The organism is Methylobacterium currus (assembly GCF_003058325.1).
Lineage (GTDB): Bacteria > Pseudomonadota > Alphaproteobacteria > Rhizobiales > Beijerinckiaceae > Methylobacterium > Methylobacterium currus.
Window position 1 is genome coordinate 6,204,022 of record NZ_CP028843.1, and the last position, 16,997, is coordinate 6,221,018.

General features: G+C 72.2%; 15 protein-coding genes. 13 read left to right on the forward strand and 2 right to left on the reverse strand.

From position 1 onward, the window contains the following. The first annotated feature begins 91 nt into the window (after positions 1 to 91). From DA075_RS28535 to DA075_RS28580, 10 genes are all read left to right on the forward strand, one after another. Complete coding sequence (locus DA075_RS28535; protein ID WP_099956070.1) at positions 92 to 715, forward strand: GNAT family N-acetyltransferase; 624 nt, start codon at positions 92 to 94, stop codon at positions 713 to 715. 69 nt (positions 716 to 784) lie between these two features. Next, positions 785 to 2,116, forward strand: a complete 1,332-nt coding sequence (locus tag DA075_RS28540; RefSeq protein WP_099956071.1) for an NtaA/DmoA family FMN-dependent monooxygenase — start codon at positions 785 to 787, stop codon at positions 2,114 to 2,116. Positions 2,117 to 2,550: 434 nt separating this feature from the next. Continuing rightward, a complete protein-coding gene (locus DA075_RS28545) occupies positions 2,551 to 3,540 on the forward strand; it encodes an MsnO8 family LLM class oxidoreductase (RefSeq protein WP_099956072.1) in 990 nt (329 codons plus the stop codon). A gap of 17 nt (positions 3,541 to 3,557) precedes the next feature. Beyond that, a complete protein-coding gene (locus DA075_RS28550; protein WP_099956073.1) occupies positions 3,558 to 4,904 on the forward strand; it encodes an LLM class flavin-dependent oxidoreductase in 1,347 nt (448 codons plus the stop codon). Next, positions 4,901 to 6,079 (forward strand): M20 aminoacylase family protein, encoded by a 1,179-nt coding sequence (locus DA075_RS28555; protein ID WP_099956074.1) that lies wholly within the window; start codon positions 4,901 to 4,903, stop codon positions 6,077 to 6,079. Before DA075_RS28550 ends, DA075_RS28555 begins: the two co-directional genes overlap by 4 nt. Positions 6,080 to 6,137: 58 nt before the next feature. Continuing rightward, positions 6,138 to 7,904 carry an amino acid ABC transporter permease/ATP-binding protein gene (locus tag DA075_RS38260; RefSeq protein ID WP_099956075.1) on the forward strand — a complete coding sequence of 589 codons (1,767 nt, stop codon included), beginning with the start codon at positions 6,138 to 6,140 and terminating at the stop codon, positions 7,902 to 7,904. A gap of 41 nt (positions 7,905 to 7,945) precedes the next feature. Beyond that, positions 7,946 to 8,872 (forward strand): ABC transporter substrate-binding protein, encoded by a 927-nt coding sequence (locus DA075_RS28565; RefSeq protein WP_099956076.1) that lies wholly within the window; start codon positions 7,946 to 7,948, stop codon positions 8,870 to 8,872. Between the two features lie 34 nt (positions 8,873 to 8,906). Further along, positions 8,907 to 9,842, forward strand: coding sequence for an ABC transporter substrate-binding protein (locus tag DA075_RS28570; RefSeq protein ID WP_099956077.1), 936 nt, complete (start codon positions 8,907 to 8,909; stop codon positions 9,840 to 9,842). A gap of 4 nt (positions 9,843 to 9,846) precedes the next feature. Beyond that, positions 9,847 to 10,878 (forward strand): LLM class flavin-dependent oxidoreductase, encoded by a 1,032-nt coding sequence (locus DA075_RS28575; RefSeq protein WP_099956078.1) that lies wholly within the window; start codon positions 9,847 to 9,849, stop codon positions 10,876 to 10,878. A 76-nt stretch (positions 10,879 to 10,954) separates the two neighbouring features. Then, positions 10,955 to 11,935 carry a PLP-dependent cysteine synthase family protein gene (locus DA075_RS28580; RefSeq protein ID WP_099956079.1) on the forward strand — a complete coding sequence of 327 codons (981 nt, stop codon included), beginning with the start codon at positions 10,955 to 10,957 and terminating at the stop codon, positions 11,933 to 11,935. A gap of 412 nt (positions 11,936 to 12,347) precedes the next feature. Here the strand turns inward: DA075_RS28580 and DA075_RS28585 are convergent, their stop codons facing one another. Beyond that, the gene (locus DA075_RS28585) at positions 12,348 to 12,965 is read right to left on the reverse strand and encodes a hypothetical protein (protein ID WP_123834470.1); all 618 of its coding nucleotides are present in this window, start codon (positions 12,963 to 12,965) and stop codon (positions 12,348 to 12,350) included. A gap of 353 nt (positions 12,966 to 13,318) precedes the next feature. Here DA075_RS28585 and DA075_RS28590 point away from each other — a divergent pair, with 353 nt between their 5' ends. Together DA075_RS28590 and DA075_RS28595 are read left to right on the forward strand one after the other, a co-directional pair. Continuing rightward, positions 13,319 to 14,332: a substrate-binding domain-containing protein gene (locus DA075_RS28590; RefSeq protein WP_099956081.1), complete on the forward strand. Its 1,014-nt coding sequence runs from the start codon at positions 13,319 to 13,321 to the stop codon at positions 14,330 to 14,332. A gap of 165 nt (positions 14,333 to 14,497) precedes the next feature. After that, the gene (locus DA075_RS28595) at positions 14,498 to 16,144 is read left to right on the forward strand and encodes an acyl-CoA synthetase (protein WP_099956082.1); all 1,647 of its coding nucleotides are present in this window, start codon (positions 14,498 to 14,500) and stop codon (positions 16,142 to 16,144) included. Positions 16,145 to 16,297: 153 nt separating this feature from the next. Here DA075_RS28595 and DA075_RS28600 read toward each other — a convergent pair whose 3' ends face one another. Next, complete coding sequence (locus tag DA075_RS28600; protein ID WP_099956083.1) at positions 16,298 to 16,480, reverse strand: YdcH family protein; 183 nt, start codon at positions 16,478 to 16,480, stop codon at positions 16,298 to 16,300. A gap of 215 nt (positions 16,481 to 16,695) precedes the next feature. Here DA075_RS28600 and DA075_RS28605 point away from each other — a divergent pair, with 215 nt between their 5' ends. Further along, positions 16,696 to 16,914 carry a YdcH family protein gene (locus DA075_RS28605; protein ID WP_099956084.1) on the forward strand — a complete coding sequence of 73 codons (219 nt, stop codon included), beginning with the start codon at positions 16,696 to 16,698 and terminating at the stop codon, positions 16,912 to 16,914. The last annotated feature ends 83 nt before the right edge of the window (positions 16,915 to 16,997 follow it).

Here is a 16,997-nt window from a genome sequence, read left to right on the forward strand (position 1 = left end):
TCCTCAACCTGTCAATCTAAGATCAGGTTCGCCGACCTCGACGCGACCGGTGCGACGATCCGTCGATCGCCCCCCTATCCGAAGGCATGCCATGGCCGAGATCATCGTGCACTCGTCTCCCCTGGAGCCCGCCGCGCAACCGCTCCTCGACGGGCTGGTCGCCGAGTATGACGGCCGCTACGGCGCGGTGACCCGGCCGGGCGGCGCCCGGGCCGAGATCCTGCGGTACCCCGCCGAGGCCTACCGCCCGACACTCGGCGACTTCCTGCTCGTGCTGCGCGACGGGGAGACGATCGCCGGCGGCGCGTTCATGAGCCACGACGACGCGACCGTGGAGCTCAAGCGCATCTGGACCCGGCCCGACCTGCGCCGCCAGGGGCTCGCGAAGCGCGTCGTCCAGGCGCTCGAGGCCTCCGCCCTCCGCCTCGGCTACACCCGGGCCTACCTGACGACGGGGTTTCGCCAGCCGGAAGCCACGGCGCTCTACGCTTCCCTCGGCTACCGGCCGCTCTTCGACGTCACGGTCGACCCGGTGCTGTACCGATCCCTGCCGTTCCAGAAGGCCCTCAGCCCGGCGGGCGGCGTCGCCGCGACCCCCGTCGAGCCGCCCGCCGCCTCCTTCGAGGAGGCGACCGCCCGCGTCAACGTCCTGAAGGCGGAGCAGGAACAGCGGCTCCTCGCCCGCATCGCGGCACACCGGGCGCGTGCCGCCTGACCCGAACCGCCCCGCCGCCACGATGCCCCGCCGGACCGCCCGGCCGGCGGGTGCCGCCTGGATCCCGTCATGGCCTCCTCACGACCCCGCCGCCTCAAGACCCTCGTCGGCGCACCCACCCTCGTCGCGGCCGCGAATGACGGCGATCCCGGCTTCGGGCTCCGCCGGGCGGTCGACATCGCCCGCAGGGCCGAGGCCGAGCGGATCACCGGCCTGTTCACCGCCGACCTGCTGCAGATCGACCCCGCCGGCCTCGCCGGAACCGCCGGCGTGCAGGAGCCGCTGATCGCCCTCGCGGCGCTCAGCCAGGCGACCTCCCGGATCGGGCTGGTGGCGACGGTCTCGACCTCCTTCCACCATCCCTTCAACCTCGCCCGGCAGCTCGCCACCCTCGACCACGTCAGCGGCGGCCGCGCCGCCTGGAACGCCGTGACCTCCTCGGTCGGCGAGGAGAATTTCGGGGAGGAGGGATTCGACGGGATCTTGCCGAGCCCCGAGGCGCGCTACGCCCGGGCGGCCGAGTTCATCGCGGTCGTCAACGCCCTGTTCGACGCGAACGCGCGCGACGCGGCGACCCGCACGGCGTCGGGAGCGCTCGCGATCGATCCGGCGCGATTCCACCGCATCGACCATCGCGGCCGGCACTTCGCGGTCGCCGGGCCGCTCAATGTGCCGCCGCTGCCGCAGGGGCGCCCGGTCCAGTTCCAGGCCGGGCAGTCGGAGGCGGGCATGGCCGTCGGCGCCGCCCATGCCGAGGTGGTCTACACCTCGCAGCCGAGCTTCGAGGGCGCGGTCGCCTTCGCGACCGAGCTGCGCCGGCGCGCCGCCGCCTTCGGTCGCGGAGGCGGCCTGCCCTTCGTGATGAACTCCTTCCACGGCCTCATCGGCGAGTCCGAGTCCGACGTCGCCCGCCGGCTCGCCGAGAAGCACGCCCGAATCGACTACGACCAGGGCCGCCTCAAGCTCGCCGACATGCTGGGTGGGGAGGTCGACCTGTCGGGGCTTTCCCTCGACGCGCCCCTGCCCGAATCGCTGCTGCCGGAGGTGGCCCGCATCAATCGCCGGCGCGGACAGGTGGCGATCTTCCGCCGCTACGCCCAGCAGGGGTTGTCCCTGCGCCGGCTCATCATCGAGGCCCAGGAGACCGGCCACTGGTCGGTCGCCGGCACACCCGAACGGCTCGCCGACGCCCTCGAGGAGCGCTATCGCGCCGGCATCCTCGACGTCGTCACCCTGCACGGCCTCGGCAATCCTGACCAGGAGGATCTGCTGCTCAACGGCCTCCTGCCCGAGCTGCGGCGGCGCGGTCTGATCGACACCGACTATGTCGGCGACGATTTCCGCCAGAACCTCGAATTGCCGCCGCTTCCCGGCACGGCCGCGCAGGCGCGGATCGCCTGAGCGCCGCCGGAGAGAACAATTCTTCCGGCCCGCCCTGGACGACAGGGCGACATCCTCCGTCTTCGACAATATTTGGAAGCGTCTTTCGTTGACGAAAGGCATCGACGTAATAAAAATCATGACGAGCGCGGGACTAGGATCGCGCAACGGCACGATTGTCCTTCACCATCCTATGATTTGCGTCAGGACGATCTGTGACGCCACGGCGCGATCGAAGCTCGAGAGACCGGGAAACCATCCATGATCCTGACCGCGCTCCTCACCTCGATCGCCCGGCCGCGAAGCGGAGGCGCCAAGGTCCCGGCTCCCGGTCAAACCGCCGGATCGGCGGCGCGCCGGCCTCCCCCGGCGGAGGCCGTCACCGTCACCCCCGATCGCAGCAGCCCGCGCGGCACCCTTCCGGCACCGCATCGTCCCGACGACCTGAGTTCCCGATGAGCTACCGCCTGAGCCTCCTCGACAAGAGCCCGCTGCTGCCCGGCGAGCCGGCCGCCGCCGCCCTCCACCGTACGATCGTCCTGGCGCAGGCGGCCGAGCGGCTCGGCTACGCGCGCTTCTGGGTGGCGGAGCACCACGCCAATCCGGGGCTGGCCGGGACCGCGCCCGAGATCCTGATCGCGCATCTTTCCGCCCGTACCCAGCACATCCGCCTCGGCTCCGGCGGCGTGCTGCTGCCGCATTACAGCCCCTACAAGGTCGCCGAGACCTTCAACCTTCTCGCCACGCTGGCGCCGGGCCGGATCGACCTCGGCATCGGCAAGGCCCCGGGCGGCCTGCCCGACGCCACTCGCGCCCTGCGGCGGCGGCACGATCCGGCCGAGCCCCACGCCTTCGACGACCTCCTGGCCGAGCTCGACCGCTACCTCGCGCCGCCCGGGTCGGCGGGCCTGCGCGCCCTGCCGACGCCGCCCGCGGTCCCGGAGCGGTTCCTCCTCGGCGCCAGCCCCGACAGCGCGCGCACGGCCGCCGCGCTCGGCTGGCGCTTCGTCTATGCCGGCCAGCTCAACGGCGACCCGCGGGCCATCGAGGCGAGCCTGAAGGCCTACGTGCAGGCCGGCGCCGCGGCCCCGCCCCTCCTCGCGGTCACCGCCCTCGCGGCCACGACCACCGGGGAGGCGCGGGCGCTGACCGATCCGCTCCAGGTGGTGCGGGTCACGCTGCCCGACGGCCAGAGCGTCAATCTCGGCAGCGAGGCGCAGGCGGCGGAATTCGCCCGGCAGGCCGGCGCCGCGTCCTACCGGACCGAGGCCCGCCGGCCGCACGTGCTGTCGGGCACCGCTGAGGAGGTGCGGCGCGCGCTCGACCGGCTCCACGCCCGGTTCGGCATCGAGGAATTCGTCATCGATACCCCCCCGCCCGCGACGGGCCAGCGCCTCGCCTCCGTGACCCTGCTCGCGGGCGGCGCCCCGGCGCTGGCGGCCTGACCGTGAGAGCCCCAACGATGTCCCAGACCCGTCTCACCTTCGGCCTGATGCTCCAGGGCGGCGGCAGCCACATGAATGCGTGGCGCCACCCGAGCAACCCGGCCGACGCCAGCGTCAATCTCGACTTCTTCATCCGCCAGGCGCGCAAGGCGGAACAGAACAGCATCGCCTTCGCGTTCGTGGCCGACGGGCTCTACATCAACGAGAAGTCGATCCCGCACTTCCTCAACCGCTTCGAGCCGCTGACCATCCTGTCGGCGCTGGCGGCGAGCACCGAAAAACTCGGCCTCGTCGGCACGGTCTCGACCTCCTACAGCGACCCCTTCACCATCGCCCGGCAATTCGCCTCGCTCGACCTGATCAGCGGCGGCCGGGCCGGCTGGAACGCCGTGACCTCGCCGCTCGAAGGCTCGGGGCGGAACTACAGCCGGCCGCATCCCGAGCACGCGTTGCGCTACGAGATCGCGCGGGAACACCTCGACGTCGTGAAGGGCCTGTGGGATTCCTGGGACGACGATGCCTTCCCGCGCGACCGGGAGACCGGCCGCTTCTTCGACCCTTCGAGGCTGCACCGCCTCGACCACGTGGGGCGCTTCTTCCAGGTCGAGGGCCCGCTCAACATCCAGCGCTCGGCGCAAGGGCAGCCGGTGGTATTCCAGGCCGGCTCGTCCGAGGCCGGGATCGGGCTCGCCGGGCGCCACGCCGACGCGGTCTTCGCCAACCACGTGCCGCTGGCCGAGGCGCAGGCGCTCTACCGCAACCTCAAGGCGAGCGCGCTCGCCCATGGCCGCCCGGCGGACGACATCCGGGTGTTTCCCGGCGCCGGCCCGATCGTCGGCCGCACAAAGGCCGAGGCCGAGGAGAAGTACCGGGCGATCCGCGACCTGATCTCGATCGACGACGCGCTCGCCTATCTGGGCCGCTTCTTCGACCATCACGACTTCACCGCCTACCCGCTCGACGCGCCCTTCCCCGACCTCGGCGAGATCGGCCGCAACAGCTTCCGCTCCACCACCGACCGCATCAAGCGCAACGCCGCCGAGAAGGGCCAGACCCTGCGCGAGGCGGCGCTCGAGGCCGCGACCCCGCGCACCGACCTGATCGGCTCGGCCGAGGCGGTCGCAGGCGAGCTGATCACCCGCGTCGAGCAGAGGGCGGCGGACGGCTTCGTGCTGGGCTTCCCCGTGATCGGCCAGGGCCTCGACGACTTCGTCGACCTCGTGATCCCGGTGCTGGAGGCGCGCGGCGTCTACGACCGCACGCTGCCGGGAAAAACCCTGCGCGACCATCTCGGCCTGCCGCGCCGCGAGAGCCGCTACGCCACCGGGGACGTGGCGCCGGCGCGCCGGGCTGGCGCACGATGACGGTCCACGCGAGCGAGACGGAACGCGGGATCGACCCGGGCATCCTCGCGACGGTGGGCGAGTTCATCGACCTGCGGCGCGACCTTCATCGCCATCCCGAACTCGCCTTCCGGGAGGCCCGCACGAGCGGCCTCGTGGCCGAGCGGCTCGACGCCTGGGGCTACGCGGTGACGACCGGGCTCGGCGGCACCGGGGTGGTCGGGGTGCTGCGGAAGGGGGCGGGCGCGCGCCGGCTCGGCCTGCGGGCCGACATGGACGCGCTGCCGATCCACGAGTGCACCGGCCTGCCCTATGCCAGCGCCACGGAGGGCGCGATGCATGCCTGCGGCCATGACGGCCACACCGCGATCCTGCTCGCCGCCGCCCGGCGCCTCGCCGGGGCCGCGTTCTCCGGGACGCTGACCCTGATCTTCCAGCCCGCCGAGGAGATCGGCGCCGGCGCGCGCAGGCTCCTCGACGAGGGCCTGTTCGAGCGCTTCCCGGTCGACGCCGTGTTCGGCCTGCACAACTGGCCCGGCGTCCCGCGCGGGCAGTTCGGCTTCGTCGCCGGGCCGGCGATGGCGGCGGTGGACAAGGCGACGATCCGCGTCGTCGGCCGCGGCGGCCACGGCGCCAGCCCGCACGAGACCGTCGATCCGGTCGTGGCGGCCTCCGCCATCGTGCTCGCGCTCCAGAGCGTGGTGTCGCGCAACGTCGACCCGCGCGAGGCGGCGGTCATCAGCGTCGGGGCCATCCATGGCGGGGAAGCGTCCAACGTCATCCCCGACAGCGTCGACCTCGCGCTCACCATCCGCAGCTTCGCGCATTCCGTGCGCGACCGGCTGGAGGAGCGCGTCACCGCGATCACCCGCGCCCAGGCCGAGAGCTACGGCGCGCGCGCCGAGATCGACTATCGCCGCGGCCTGCCGCCCCTGCGCAACCACCCGGCGGAGACGGCCTTCGCCCGCGACGTGGCGCTCGCGGCCTTCGGGCCGGAGCGCGTTGCGGAGGATTTCCGCCCGCGGATGGCGAGCGAGGACTTCGCCCACCTGGCGGCGGCGCGCCCGGGCAGCTTCCTCTTCGTCGGCAACGGCGACGGGCCGCCGCTGCACAGTCCCGGCTACGATTTCGACGACGCCCTGATCGCGCCCGCCGCGAGCTACTGGGTCCGCCTCGCCCAGACCTTCCTCGCCTGATCCCGCGACTGCCGCCGACCCCAAAACCCTCCCCCGACGCCAGAGCCCGACGCCCGCCATGCCCCTCGCCAGCCACGCGGCGGACCTGCCCGCGCAGGCCCGCGCGGCCTCCCCCGGCCGCGACTTCAGCCGCACCCGGATCGTCCCGGCCCGCTACCCGGCCCGCACGGCCGGCACCATCCTCGCCGGGCTCGTCATCGCGGCGATCCTGCATTCGGTCCTGACGAATCCCCGCTGGGGCTGGGACGTGTTCGCCGAGTGGTTCCTCGCCGAGCCGGTGCTGGTCGGGCTCGGGCGCACCCTGCTGCTGACGGGGCTCGGCACGGTGCTCGGCTTCCTGTTCGGTACTTTGCTGGCGCTCGCCCGGGTCTCCGGCTCGCCGCTCCTCTCCGGCCTGGCCTGGGGCTATGTCTGGCTCTTCCGCTCGATCCCGCTGATCGTGCTGCTCCTGATCCTCAACAACCTCGGCTACCTCTACGACACGGTCTGGCTCGGCGTGCCGTTCACCGAAATCACGCTCGCCTCCTGGCCGACGACGCAGCTCATCACGCCGTTCCTCGCCGCGGTTCTGGGCCTGACCCTCAACGCCGCCGCCTTCTCGTGCGAGATCGTGCGCGGCGGCATCCTGGCGGTCGACCAGGGCCAGCACGAGGCCGCCGCGGCGCTCGGGCTGCCGCGCCGCCGCCAGGTCTCGCGCATCGTCCTGCCGCAGGCGATGCGCACCATCCTGCCGACCGCCTTCAACGAGATCATCACCATCGCCAAGGGCACCTCGCAGGTCTACATCCTGGCCCTGCCCGAATTGTTCTACACGATCCAGGTCATCTATCGGCGGAACCTCGAGGTCATTCCGCTCCTGATGGTGGCGACCGTCTGGTACCTCGTCATCCTGAGCGTCCTGTCCTTCGTGCAGCGCCATGTCGAGCGCTACTACGCCCGCGGCGCGCTGCGGAACCCGCCGCCCTCGCTGATCGGCACGGCGCTCGGCCGGTGGCGCCGGACCGGCGCGCCCGCCCGGTCCGCGGTCCCGGCCGTGGCGACCCCGGCCGGGCTGTCCGGTCGCGAAGGCGGGGAGATCCGCATCACCGGCGTCTCGAAGAGCTTCGGCCCCTTCAAGGTGCTCGACGAGGTCAGCCTGACCCTCCGCGCCGGCAGCGTGACGGCGATCATCGGCCAGTCCGGCTCCGGCAAGTCGACGCTCCTGCGGACGATCAACCATCTCGAACGGGTCGATTCCGGCTTCATTGCCATCGACGGCGAGCTGATCGGCTACCGCCAGGACGGCGACACGCTCTACGAGCTCAAGGAGTCGGACATCCTGGCCCGCCGCGTCGATGTCGGCATGGTGTTCCAGGGCTTCAACCTGTTCCCGCATCTGACGGCGATCGAGAACCTCGTCGAGGCACCGATCGCGGTGCGCGGGCTTCCCCGGGCGCAGGCCTTGGCCGAGGCCCACGATCTGCTCGCCCGGGTCGGCCTCGCCGACAAGGCCGACGCCTATCCGCGCCAGCTCTCGGGCGGGCAGCAGCAGCGCGTCGCCATCGCCCGGGCCCTGGCCTTGCGGCCGAAGGTGCTGCTGTTCGACGAGCCGACCTCCGCCCTCGACCCCGAACTCGTCGGTGAGGTGCTCGACGTGATCAAGGAGCTCGCCCGCTCCGGCACCACCCTGGTGATCGTCACCCACGAGATCGGCTTCGCCCGCGAGGTCGCCGACCAGGTGGTGTTCATGGAGGGCGGCCGGATCCTGGAGCAGGGCCCGCCCTCCCGGGTGCTCGCCGCCCCGGACCACCCCCGCACCCGCGAATTCCTCGCCAAGGTGCTCTGACCTTCCCCGACCCTCAGCCCTCCCCCGAAGGACCTCGTCCCGTGCCGACCCGTCGCGACTCGCTCGCCCTCCTGGCCGCCGCCTCGACCCTCCTCCTCACCGGCCGTGCCGGCGCGCAGGCGATCGACCTCTCCCCCGAGCAGCCCGGCCGCGTCCGCGCGCCCCGCGACGAGGAGGCGATCCGGCTGATCGGCAAGGAGGCGAAATTCGCCCGTGACGGCGTGCTCACGGTGGGCAACAGCACCGGGCGCTTCCCTTTCGCCGGTTACGCCAGCGACACGAGGACGGTGATCGGGGCCGAGCCCGACCTCGCCCAGCTCGTCGCCGACGCGCTCGGCCGCCGGCTCGAGATCGTCTCGACCTCCTGGGCCGACTGGCCACTGGGCCTCGCCTCGGGCCGGTTCGACGCGGTGATCTCGAACGTCACGGTCACCGAGCAGCGCAAGGAGAAGTTCGACTTCTCGACCTACCGCAAGGACCTGCTCGGCTTCTACGTCAAGGCCACCAACCCGCTCGTCATCCGCGAGCCGAAGGACATCGCCGGGCTCAAGGTCATCGTCTCCTCGGGCACCAACCAGGAGCAGATCCTGCTGCGCTGGAACGACCAGAACGTGAAGGCGGGCCTCAAGCCCGTCGACGTGCAGTACTACGACGACGACGTGGTGCTCTACCTCGCCCTCGAATCGGGCCGCGCCGACGTCTATCTCGGCCCGAATGCGCTCCTGGGCTTCAGGGCGGCGCGGGAAGGGCGTACCCGGCTCGCCGGCACCCTCAGCGGCGGCTGGCCGGTGCTGGCCGAGATCGCCGTGACGACCCGCAAAGGCGCGGGCCTCGCCGACGCCATCACGCACGCGATCAACACCCAGATCCGCACCGGCACCTACGCCCGGGCGCTGGCCCGCTGGAACCTCTCGGACGAGGCGATCGAAGAATCGCGCACGAACCCGCCCGGCCTGCCGCGCGCGTGAGATCCGGAGCCCCCTCATGAGTCGGAGATTCCCCATGCGCGTGCGGCGATGGCTCCTGTCGCTCCTCGTCGGCGCGGTTGGCGCCGGCCAAGTCCTGCCCGCCTCGGCGCAGGGCGCCCCGTTCGATCTCGGCCCCGAACAGCCGGGCCGGATCCGCGCCGAAGCCGACCCCGCGGCGATCGCCCGGATCCCGAAGGGCTACCGGTTCGTCGCGCCGGGGACCCTGACGGTGGCGATCCACCCGGGCTCGCCACCGCTCGGCAGCTACGCGACCGATGCCAGGACCGTGGTCGGGGCCGATCCCGACTTCGCCCAGCTCGTCGCCGACAGCCTCGGCCTGACGCTCGCCCTCGTCCCGGTGGCCTGGGCCGACTGGCCGCTCGGCCTCGCCTCGGGCCGCTACGACGCGGTGATCTCGAATGTCGGCGTCACCGAGCAGCGCAAGGAGAAGTTCGACTTTTCCACCTACCGGCAGGGCCTGCACGGCTTCTTCGTGCGCGCCGACAGCAAGAACGGCCATATCCGCGAGCCCAAGGACGCGGCGGGCCTGACGATCAGCGTCGGCGGCGGCACCAACCAGGAGCGCATCCTGGTCGAATGGAGCCGGCAGGCCGTCGCGGCGGGCCTGAAACCCATCACCCTGCAACTCTTCGACGACGAGGCGGAACGCCTCCTCGCCCTGCGCTCGGGCCGGGCCGACGCGGTCGTGCAGCCCCACGCCCAGCTGGTCTTCGTGGCGGCGCGCGACCGGGACATCCGGCGGGTCGGCACGCTCAGCGCCGGCTGGCCGCTCAATTCCGACGTGGCGATCGCGACCCGCAAGGGCAGCGGCCTCGTCGACGCGCTGACCCAGGCCACCAACGGCCTGATCGCGAACGGCCAATACCGTCAGGCCCTGGCGCGCTGGGGCCTCGAGGAGGAGGCGCTGGCGCGCTCCGAAACCAACCCGCCCGGCCTGCCGAAGTACTGACGCGATGGCGCCCCTCGCGGTCCCGCGCCTCGCCTTCCTGGTCCCGGGCAATTACGACGACGCCGATCCGCGCACCGGGCTCGAGGAGACCCTCGCGCTCCTCGCCGAGGGCGAGGCGCTCGGCTTCGACGGCGCCTGGGTGCGCCAGCGCCATCTCGAACCCGGGATCTCCTCGGCGGCGACCTTCCTCGCCGCCGCCACCCAGCGAACCCGCCGCATCGGGCTTGGCGTCGCGGTGATCCAGATGGGCTACGAGAACCCGTTCCGGCTGGCCGAGGACTTGTCCCTCGTCGACGTCCTGTCCGGCGGGCGGCTCGAGGTCGGGCTCAGCGCCGGGCCGCCGCCCCTCGGGCGCCTCCTCGGCGGGCGCTTCCACGACGGCGATCCGGACGCGGTCGATCACTCGCACCGCCGGGTCGCACGCCTGGCCGGGAACCTCGACGGCGACTGGCTCGGCGAGCCGGACGCCCGCATCACCTCCGCCGCCGGCAGCCACCGGCCGCGCCTGCGGCCGCACGCGCCGGGCTTGCGCCGGCGCCTGTGGTACGGCGCCGGATCCCTGCGCTCGGTGCGCTGGGCGGCCGAGAACGGCTTCCATCTCCTCGTCGGCAACGTCAACACGGCCGAGGAGACGGCGGATTTCCTCGACGTGCAGGCCCGTCACGTCACGACCTTCCGGAGCCAGTGGCGCGGCGCGGACGCGCCCCGGATCGCGGTCGGCCGGGTGATCCTGCCGCTCGACGGCGCCGATGCGGCGACGCGCGAGCGCTACCGGGCCTTCGCCGCCGGCCGTCACGCCCGCACCCTGGCGCCCCAGCTCGGACAGGGGACGGGCGAGCGCCGCACCCTGTTCGCGCCCGACCTCGTCGGCACCGCGGCCGAGCTGGTCGAGCGGCTGCGGGCGGACCCGATCCTGCCCTTCGCCGACACCTTGCGGGTGGAGCTGCCCTACGCCTTCGCCGCCGCCGACTATCGCCAGATCCTCGCGGATATCGCGACCCTCGTCGCGCCCGGGCTCGGCTGGTGCGCGGCGTGATCCCGCCCGCAACGCATGCGTCGTCGTCACGGTGACCGGCTGTCCGAAGGGCTGGCCACGAGGGAGCGGAGAGATCATGGACGAATCGCACGACCATTTCGGTGCCCTCGTCGGCGGCACGCCGCTCCTCGCGCTGCGGCGCTTCGGCGAGCGGCGGAACCTTCGGGCCCGCATCCTGGCCAAGGTCGAGGCCCTGAACCCGGCCGGCAGCATCAAGGACCGCACCGCCTGGGGCATCATCCGCGCCGCCGAGGCCGAAGGCCGGCTCGCGCCGGGGCAGCTCCTCGTCGACCTCACCAGCGGCAATACCGGGATCGGCCTCGCGGCGCTCGCCGCCGCCCGGGGCTACCGGGCGAAGTTCTACCTGCGCGCCTCGACCAGCACCGAGAAGGTCGCGCTCATCCAGCGCTACGGCGCCGAGACCGTGCTGATCGACGACGCGGATTTCCTGGCGCCCGGCGGCCTGGACGCGATCATCGGCCGGGTGCGGTCCGAGAACCCCGGCGCCTTCTACACCGACCAGCGCGCCAATCCGGCCAATCCCCGCATCCACCACGACACCACTGGCCCCGAGATCTGGCGCGACACGGACGGCGCCGTCGACATCCTGGTCACGGCGATCGGGACCGGCGGCACGATCTCGGGCACCGGCCGCTACCTCAAGGCGCGCAAGCCGGGCGTGAAGGTGGTGGCGGTCGAGCCGGGGCCCGGCTCCGTCCCCAGCCCGGAGCGGCCGCAGGTCGACACCGTCGAGGGGGTGCACCGGGTGACCGGGGTCGAGGCACGGCTGCTTCCGGCGAATTTCGACGCGGGCGTCGTTGACGCGTTCCTCCCGTGTGAGACCCACGAGGCGCGAGCGGCGGCGCGGACGCTCGCGCGCGAGGAGGGCCTGTTCGCGGGCCCCTCCTCCGGCGCGGTCCTGCACGCTGCCACCGTCCTCGCCGGACGGCGGGAGCATGCCGGGCAAACGATCGTCGCGATCTTCGCCGATAGCGGCGAGCGCTATCTGTCCCAGGATGCTGCGCGCGATGCGGCGACGGCGGCCGAACGGCCCTAAGCAGATTTCGCAAGAGCGGTGGCCGGTTTTGCGGCAAAAATCTGCGACAAAACAAGACTCCAAGCGGACGAAGCGTGGGCCTGCCAACGCAAGTCTGCTTAGGAGCGCCGCCCCCGGCGCGATGCGGTCGAAGGCCCCGTCCCGGCGCTCTCGCCTCGGGCGAGGCACGGCGTCCTCCCTGCGCTCGTCGAGCGGCCCTCGCCGATCAGGCGCATCGGGCTGAGACGGCGAAGCGCCGAGGCTCGCCATCTGCGCCAAGCCTGCCGCTGCCGCCACGAATCAGGCCTCGCCCCCAGGGCCCTGGCATCCGGACGGCAAGAGGTACGCGGCGCAGATGCCGGCCGCCGATCAGGCCATCCGCGGACCGGCAACGACCCCCGTCCCGGGGCCAGTGGCGATCCGCGCAGCAGGATCACCGCAGCGGCAGCACGCGGACCCGGCGATGCTCCCCCAGACGCGACGGGGTCCCGACCGGCTCGGCGAGCCCGATTTCCTGCAGAGGAGCGAGCGCGGCGATGATCTTGACGTGGCTGGTCCGGGTGAGGACCGACGCACGATCGACGTCGAGGGAGACGATGCCGTCCGGGTCGCTGCCGCAGGCGCAGAGCACCAAATAGGTCTTCAGCGCCGCGAGGTTGGGCGTCTTCCGGCAGGTGAGGCGATGCAGGGCGGTCATCGGAGCGCCGAATGGCAGCCCGAGGACGAGGCAGGCCGCGGCGTCCCACGGGCGCAGGCCGGCCAGCTGGTAGGCGATCGTCCCACCCGATCGATCGTCACAGGTGGTGACGAGGCCCTGATCGAGGAGCGCCTTCTTGCCGGCGCAGATCAGCGGGTCCGAGAGGCCGGACAGAGCGGCGATCCGCTCGTAGGACAGAAGGATCGGCGCCGGATCGCTGCCGGCTGCATCCTGGCTTACGACCAGGGTGAGATAGAGCTTGAGCGCCGCGATCGAGCGGCCGAGATAACCGGCATCGGCCCGGAAGGCGCGCAGGCCGCCGGCACGGATCCACTCCGCCGGCAGGGGGACCACCCGGCCTCCACGCGCCCTCCCCGCGGGCGTCACGGCCGTCCGCCGATCGGGCCGGGCGCGGGCCGGATTCCGCGGCGGGGGGAGAAGCTCCGGATGCATCATGCGGTCGTCTGCGTCCCTGCGGGCCTCGCAGCCGAGGCGCACCGGCATGAAGCCGGCGCACGCTCCGTGCCGAGCGCCAGGCTATCGGCGGTACGATGCCGTTACAGACGCATCAATAAAACGTATGCTTCCAATACGGAGAGAGCTTTGCCGCAGATGCCGGACCGGGCCGCGCCCCCCGTCATGCTCGGCGGAGGGCCGTCCCCGGGGCTCAGACGCGGCAGGCGGACGAACACGACAAGGGGCTCGCCATGACGATACCGGCCGATGACGGTCCTGCGGTCGGGCTCGGGCTCGGCGGCTCGCTGCGGATCGGGCAGGCGCGCATCGCCGTCGCCGACACCTTCGCGCTGCTGCGCGCCATCGCCCGGACCGGCTCGGTGCAGGGCGCGGCCACCGAGATCGGCCTGTCCTACCGCGCCGCCTGGGAGCGCGTCCGGGCGCTTGAGGCGGCGGTCGGCTGGCCGCTCGTGCGCAAGACCCGCGGCTACGGCACCACGCTGACCGAGACCGGCGCCGCCCTGCACGACGCCCTGGCGAGCGCGGCCGCGGGCCTGGCCCAGCCGCTCGCCCGCGAGGCGCGGGCAATGCAGGCCCGCCTCGCCGCGCTGCTCCACCATCCGCGGCGCCTCACGGTGGCGGCGAGCCACGACCCCCTGCTGATGGAGGGGCTGGCGCAGTGGGGCGAGGCCGAGATCGCCGTGATGGGCAGCCGGGACGCGGTGGTGCAGCTCATGGACGGGCGGGCCGACGCGGCGGGCTTCCATTGCGGGGCGATCGCGCCGGAAGCGGCCGGCCCGCCCTTCTCCGACCTCGTCGCCGATCCCGCCTTCCGGGTGCGTCCGCTCTTCGCGCGCGAGCAGGGATGGCTGGTCGCCGCCGGCAACCCGCTCGGCCTGGAGACGCCCGACGACCTGCGCGCCAAGAAAGCCCGCTTCGTCAACCGGCAGAAGGGCTCGGGCACCCGGGCCTGGTTCGACCGCCTGCTCGCCGGGACCGGAATCCGTCCCGAGGAGATCGCCGGCTACGGATTGGAGGAATTCACCCATCAGGCGGTGGCGGCGGTGATCGCGTCGGGTGCGGCCGATGCGGGCTTGGGCGCCCGGGCGGCGGCGGAACGGTTCGGGCTCGGCTTCGTGCCGGTCGGCTGGGAGGTCTACCATCTCGCCGCCAGCGCCTCGCTGCCGGGAGACGGGCTCGACCGCGTGCAGGCGCTGCTGGGCGAGCGGATCGGGGATGTTCCGGGATATCGCCTGCCGGGGTGACGGGCGGCAGGGCGCCCGCGCAAGCCTCCGCCGAAGCGGGTGCCGCGGGTCCGAAGGTCGAGCGGCGGGCGTCGATCGCCGCGCTTGATTCGACCGAAGGTCCGATCATCATGCCGCAAGGGGCGTGCGACACCGCTCCCCGTGCCCCACCCGGAGAGTGCCGCCATGACCGTCCCCTCGCCCGCCCCCTCGATGATCTACGACCACGGCCTCGACCGGAACCCGGCCAATCACCAGCCGCTCACGCCCCTCACCTTCCTGGAGCGGGCGGCGACCGTCTTCCCCGACCACACGGCCGTGATCCATGGAAGCCTGACGCGCAGCTACCGCGACCTCTACGCCCGCTGCCGGCGCCTCGCCTCGGCCTTGAGGGCCCGCGGCATCGGGCGGGGCGACACGGTGGCGGTGATGCTGGCCAACACCCCGGCGATGATCGAATGCCATTACGGGGTGCCGATGGCCGGCGCGGTGCTCAACACCCTCAACACCAGGCTCGACGCCGCGGTCATCGCCTTCTGCCTCGACCACGGCGAGGCCAAGGTGGTGATCACCGACCGGGAATTCGCCCGCATCATGGGACCGGCCTTAGGCCAGGCCGGCGTCACGCCGCTGGTGATCGACTACGACGACCCCGACTATGACGGCCCGGGCGAGCGCCTCGGCGCGGTCGAGTACGAGGCCTTCCTCGCCGAGGGCGATCCTGCTTACGCCTGGGCGATGCCGGGCGACGAGTGGGACGCGATCACCCTCAACTACACGTCCGGCACCACCGGCGACCCGAAGGGCGTGGTCTACCACCATCGCGGCGCGTCGCTGCTCGCCGTCGGCAACGTGGTGGCGGGCAATCTCGGCCGGCACCCGGTCTATCTGTGGACCCTGCCGATGTTCCACTGCAACGGCTGGTGCTTCCCCTGGACCCTGTCGGTGGTGGCCGGCACCCATGTCTGCCTGCGGCAGGTCCGGGCGAAGGCCATGTACGACGCCATCGCGGATCACGGCGTCACGCATCTCTGCGGCGCGCCGATCGTGATGTCCCTCCTCATCAACGCGCCGGAGGCCGAGCGGCGGGCGCTGCCGCGCCGGGTCTCGTTCCTCACCGCGGCGGCGCCGCCGCCGGAGGCCGTGCTCGCCGGCATGGCCGAGGCCGGGTTCGACGTCACCCACGTCTACGGGCTGACCGAGACCTACGGCCCGGCGGTGGTGAACGAGTGGCACGCCGACTGGGACGGCTTGAGCAAGGACGAGCAGGCGGCCCGCAAGGCGCGCCAAGGCGTGCGCTACCCGCCGCTCGAAGCCCTCGACGTGCTCGACCCCGAGACGATGCAGCCGGTCCCGGCCGACGGCGAGACCCTCGGCGAGGTGATGTTCCGCGGCAACGTGGTGATGCGCGGCTACCTCAAGAACCCGAAGGCCACCGAGGACGCCTTCCGGGGCGGCTGGTTCCATTCGGGCGATCTCGGGGTGAAGCACCCGGACGGCTACATCCAGCTCAAGGACCGCTCGAAGGACATCATCATCTCCGGCGGCGAGAACATCTCGTCGATCGAGGTCGAGGAAGCCCTGTTCAAGCATCCGGCGGTGGCGGCGGCCGCGGTGGTGGCCAAGCCCGACGAGAAATGGGGCGAGTGCCCTTGCGCCTTCGTGGAGCTGAAGGGCTCCGAGATGGTCTCGGCCGAGGAGCTGATCGGCTGGTGCCGCCAGTCGCTCGCCGGCTTCAAGGTGCCCAAGCACGTGGTCTTCACCGAGCTGCCGAAGACCTCGACCGGCAAGGTGCAGAAATTCGTGCTGCGGGAGATGGCCAAGGCCTTGTGACGGGCGCCGTGACGGGGCTGCGGGGCCTTCCGGCCGGGGGCTCTCCTCGGGGGGCCCCGCCGCTCTCTTCGTCACGCCCGGATCGAAGCGATGCCGGGATCAGGGGCCGCCGCGCCGAACGCTGGCGCGGCGGCGCAAGAGGATTTTTCTGGGCTAGTGCATCACGCGGGTGGACGTCCGCAGGCGACTGATCTCATCCTTCAAGTGAAGCTTTCGCCGTTTAAGCTCTACAATTCGCAAGTCGTCGGTGGAGAGGTGGGTGATTGCGTCCTGGATCTCACGCTCCAGGGCTTCGTGCTTACGCTCGAGCTCGGAGAGATGCGTGTGCAGCGACATCAGCCATTGCCTCCTGTCATGTAGGTGACACACCCAGCCTGCCACAGCCCGCGGCGCGTGTCGAAGGTATTTGTTGCTGCACCTGCGTCATGCACCGCTGGGGCGGCGTGCCCGAGAGAGACGCTGCACAACCCCGCCGACTCCCGCACCGCACCCTTGCCGCAGGCCGGGCCCTGGTTCATGCTCCGCTCCATATCTCCAGGGCTGGGGCGGCGATGGCGTTCGAGTTGAGTGCGGAATCGGCGGCGGAATTCGAGAGCGAGTTGTCGCGGCTCCGGGAAGAGCATCGCGACCTCGACGACGCGATCGAGGCCCTGTCCGGGGTCATGGCCGGCGACCGCCTGCAGCTTCAGCGCCTCAAGAAGCGCAAGCTGGCCCTTCGCGACCGCATCACCTTCCTGGAAGACCAGCTCACCCCGGACATCATCGCCTGACGCGCTCGGGCAGCCGGGCCGTTTGCGCCCTGCTTGCATGAACGCCGATGCGCCGCTACTGCGACAGGACCGGCTGCGGCCCG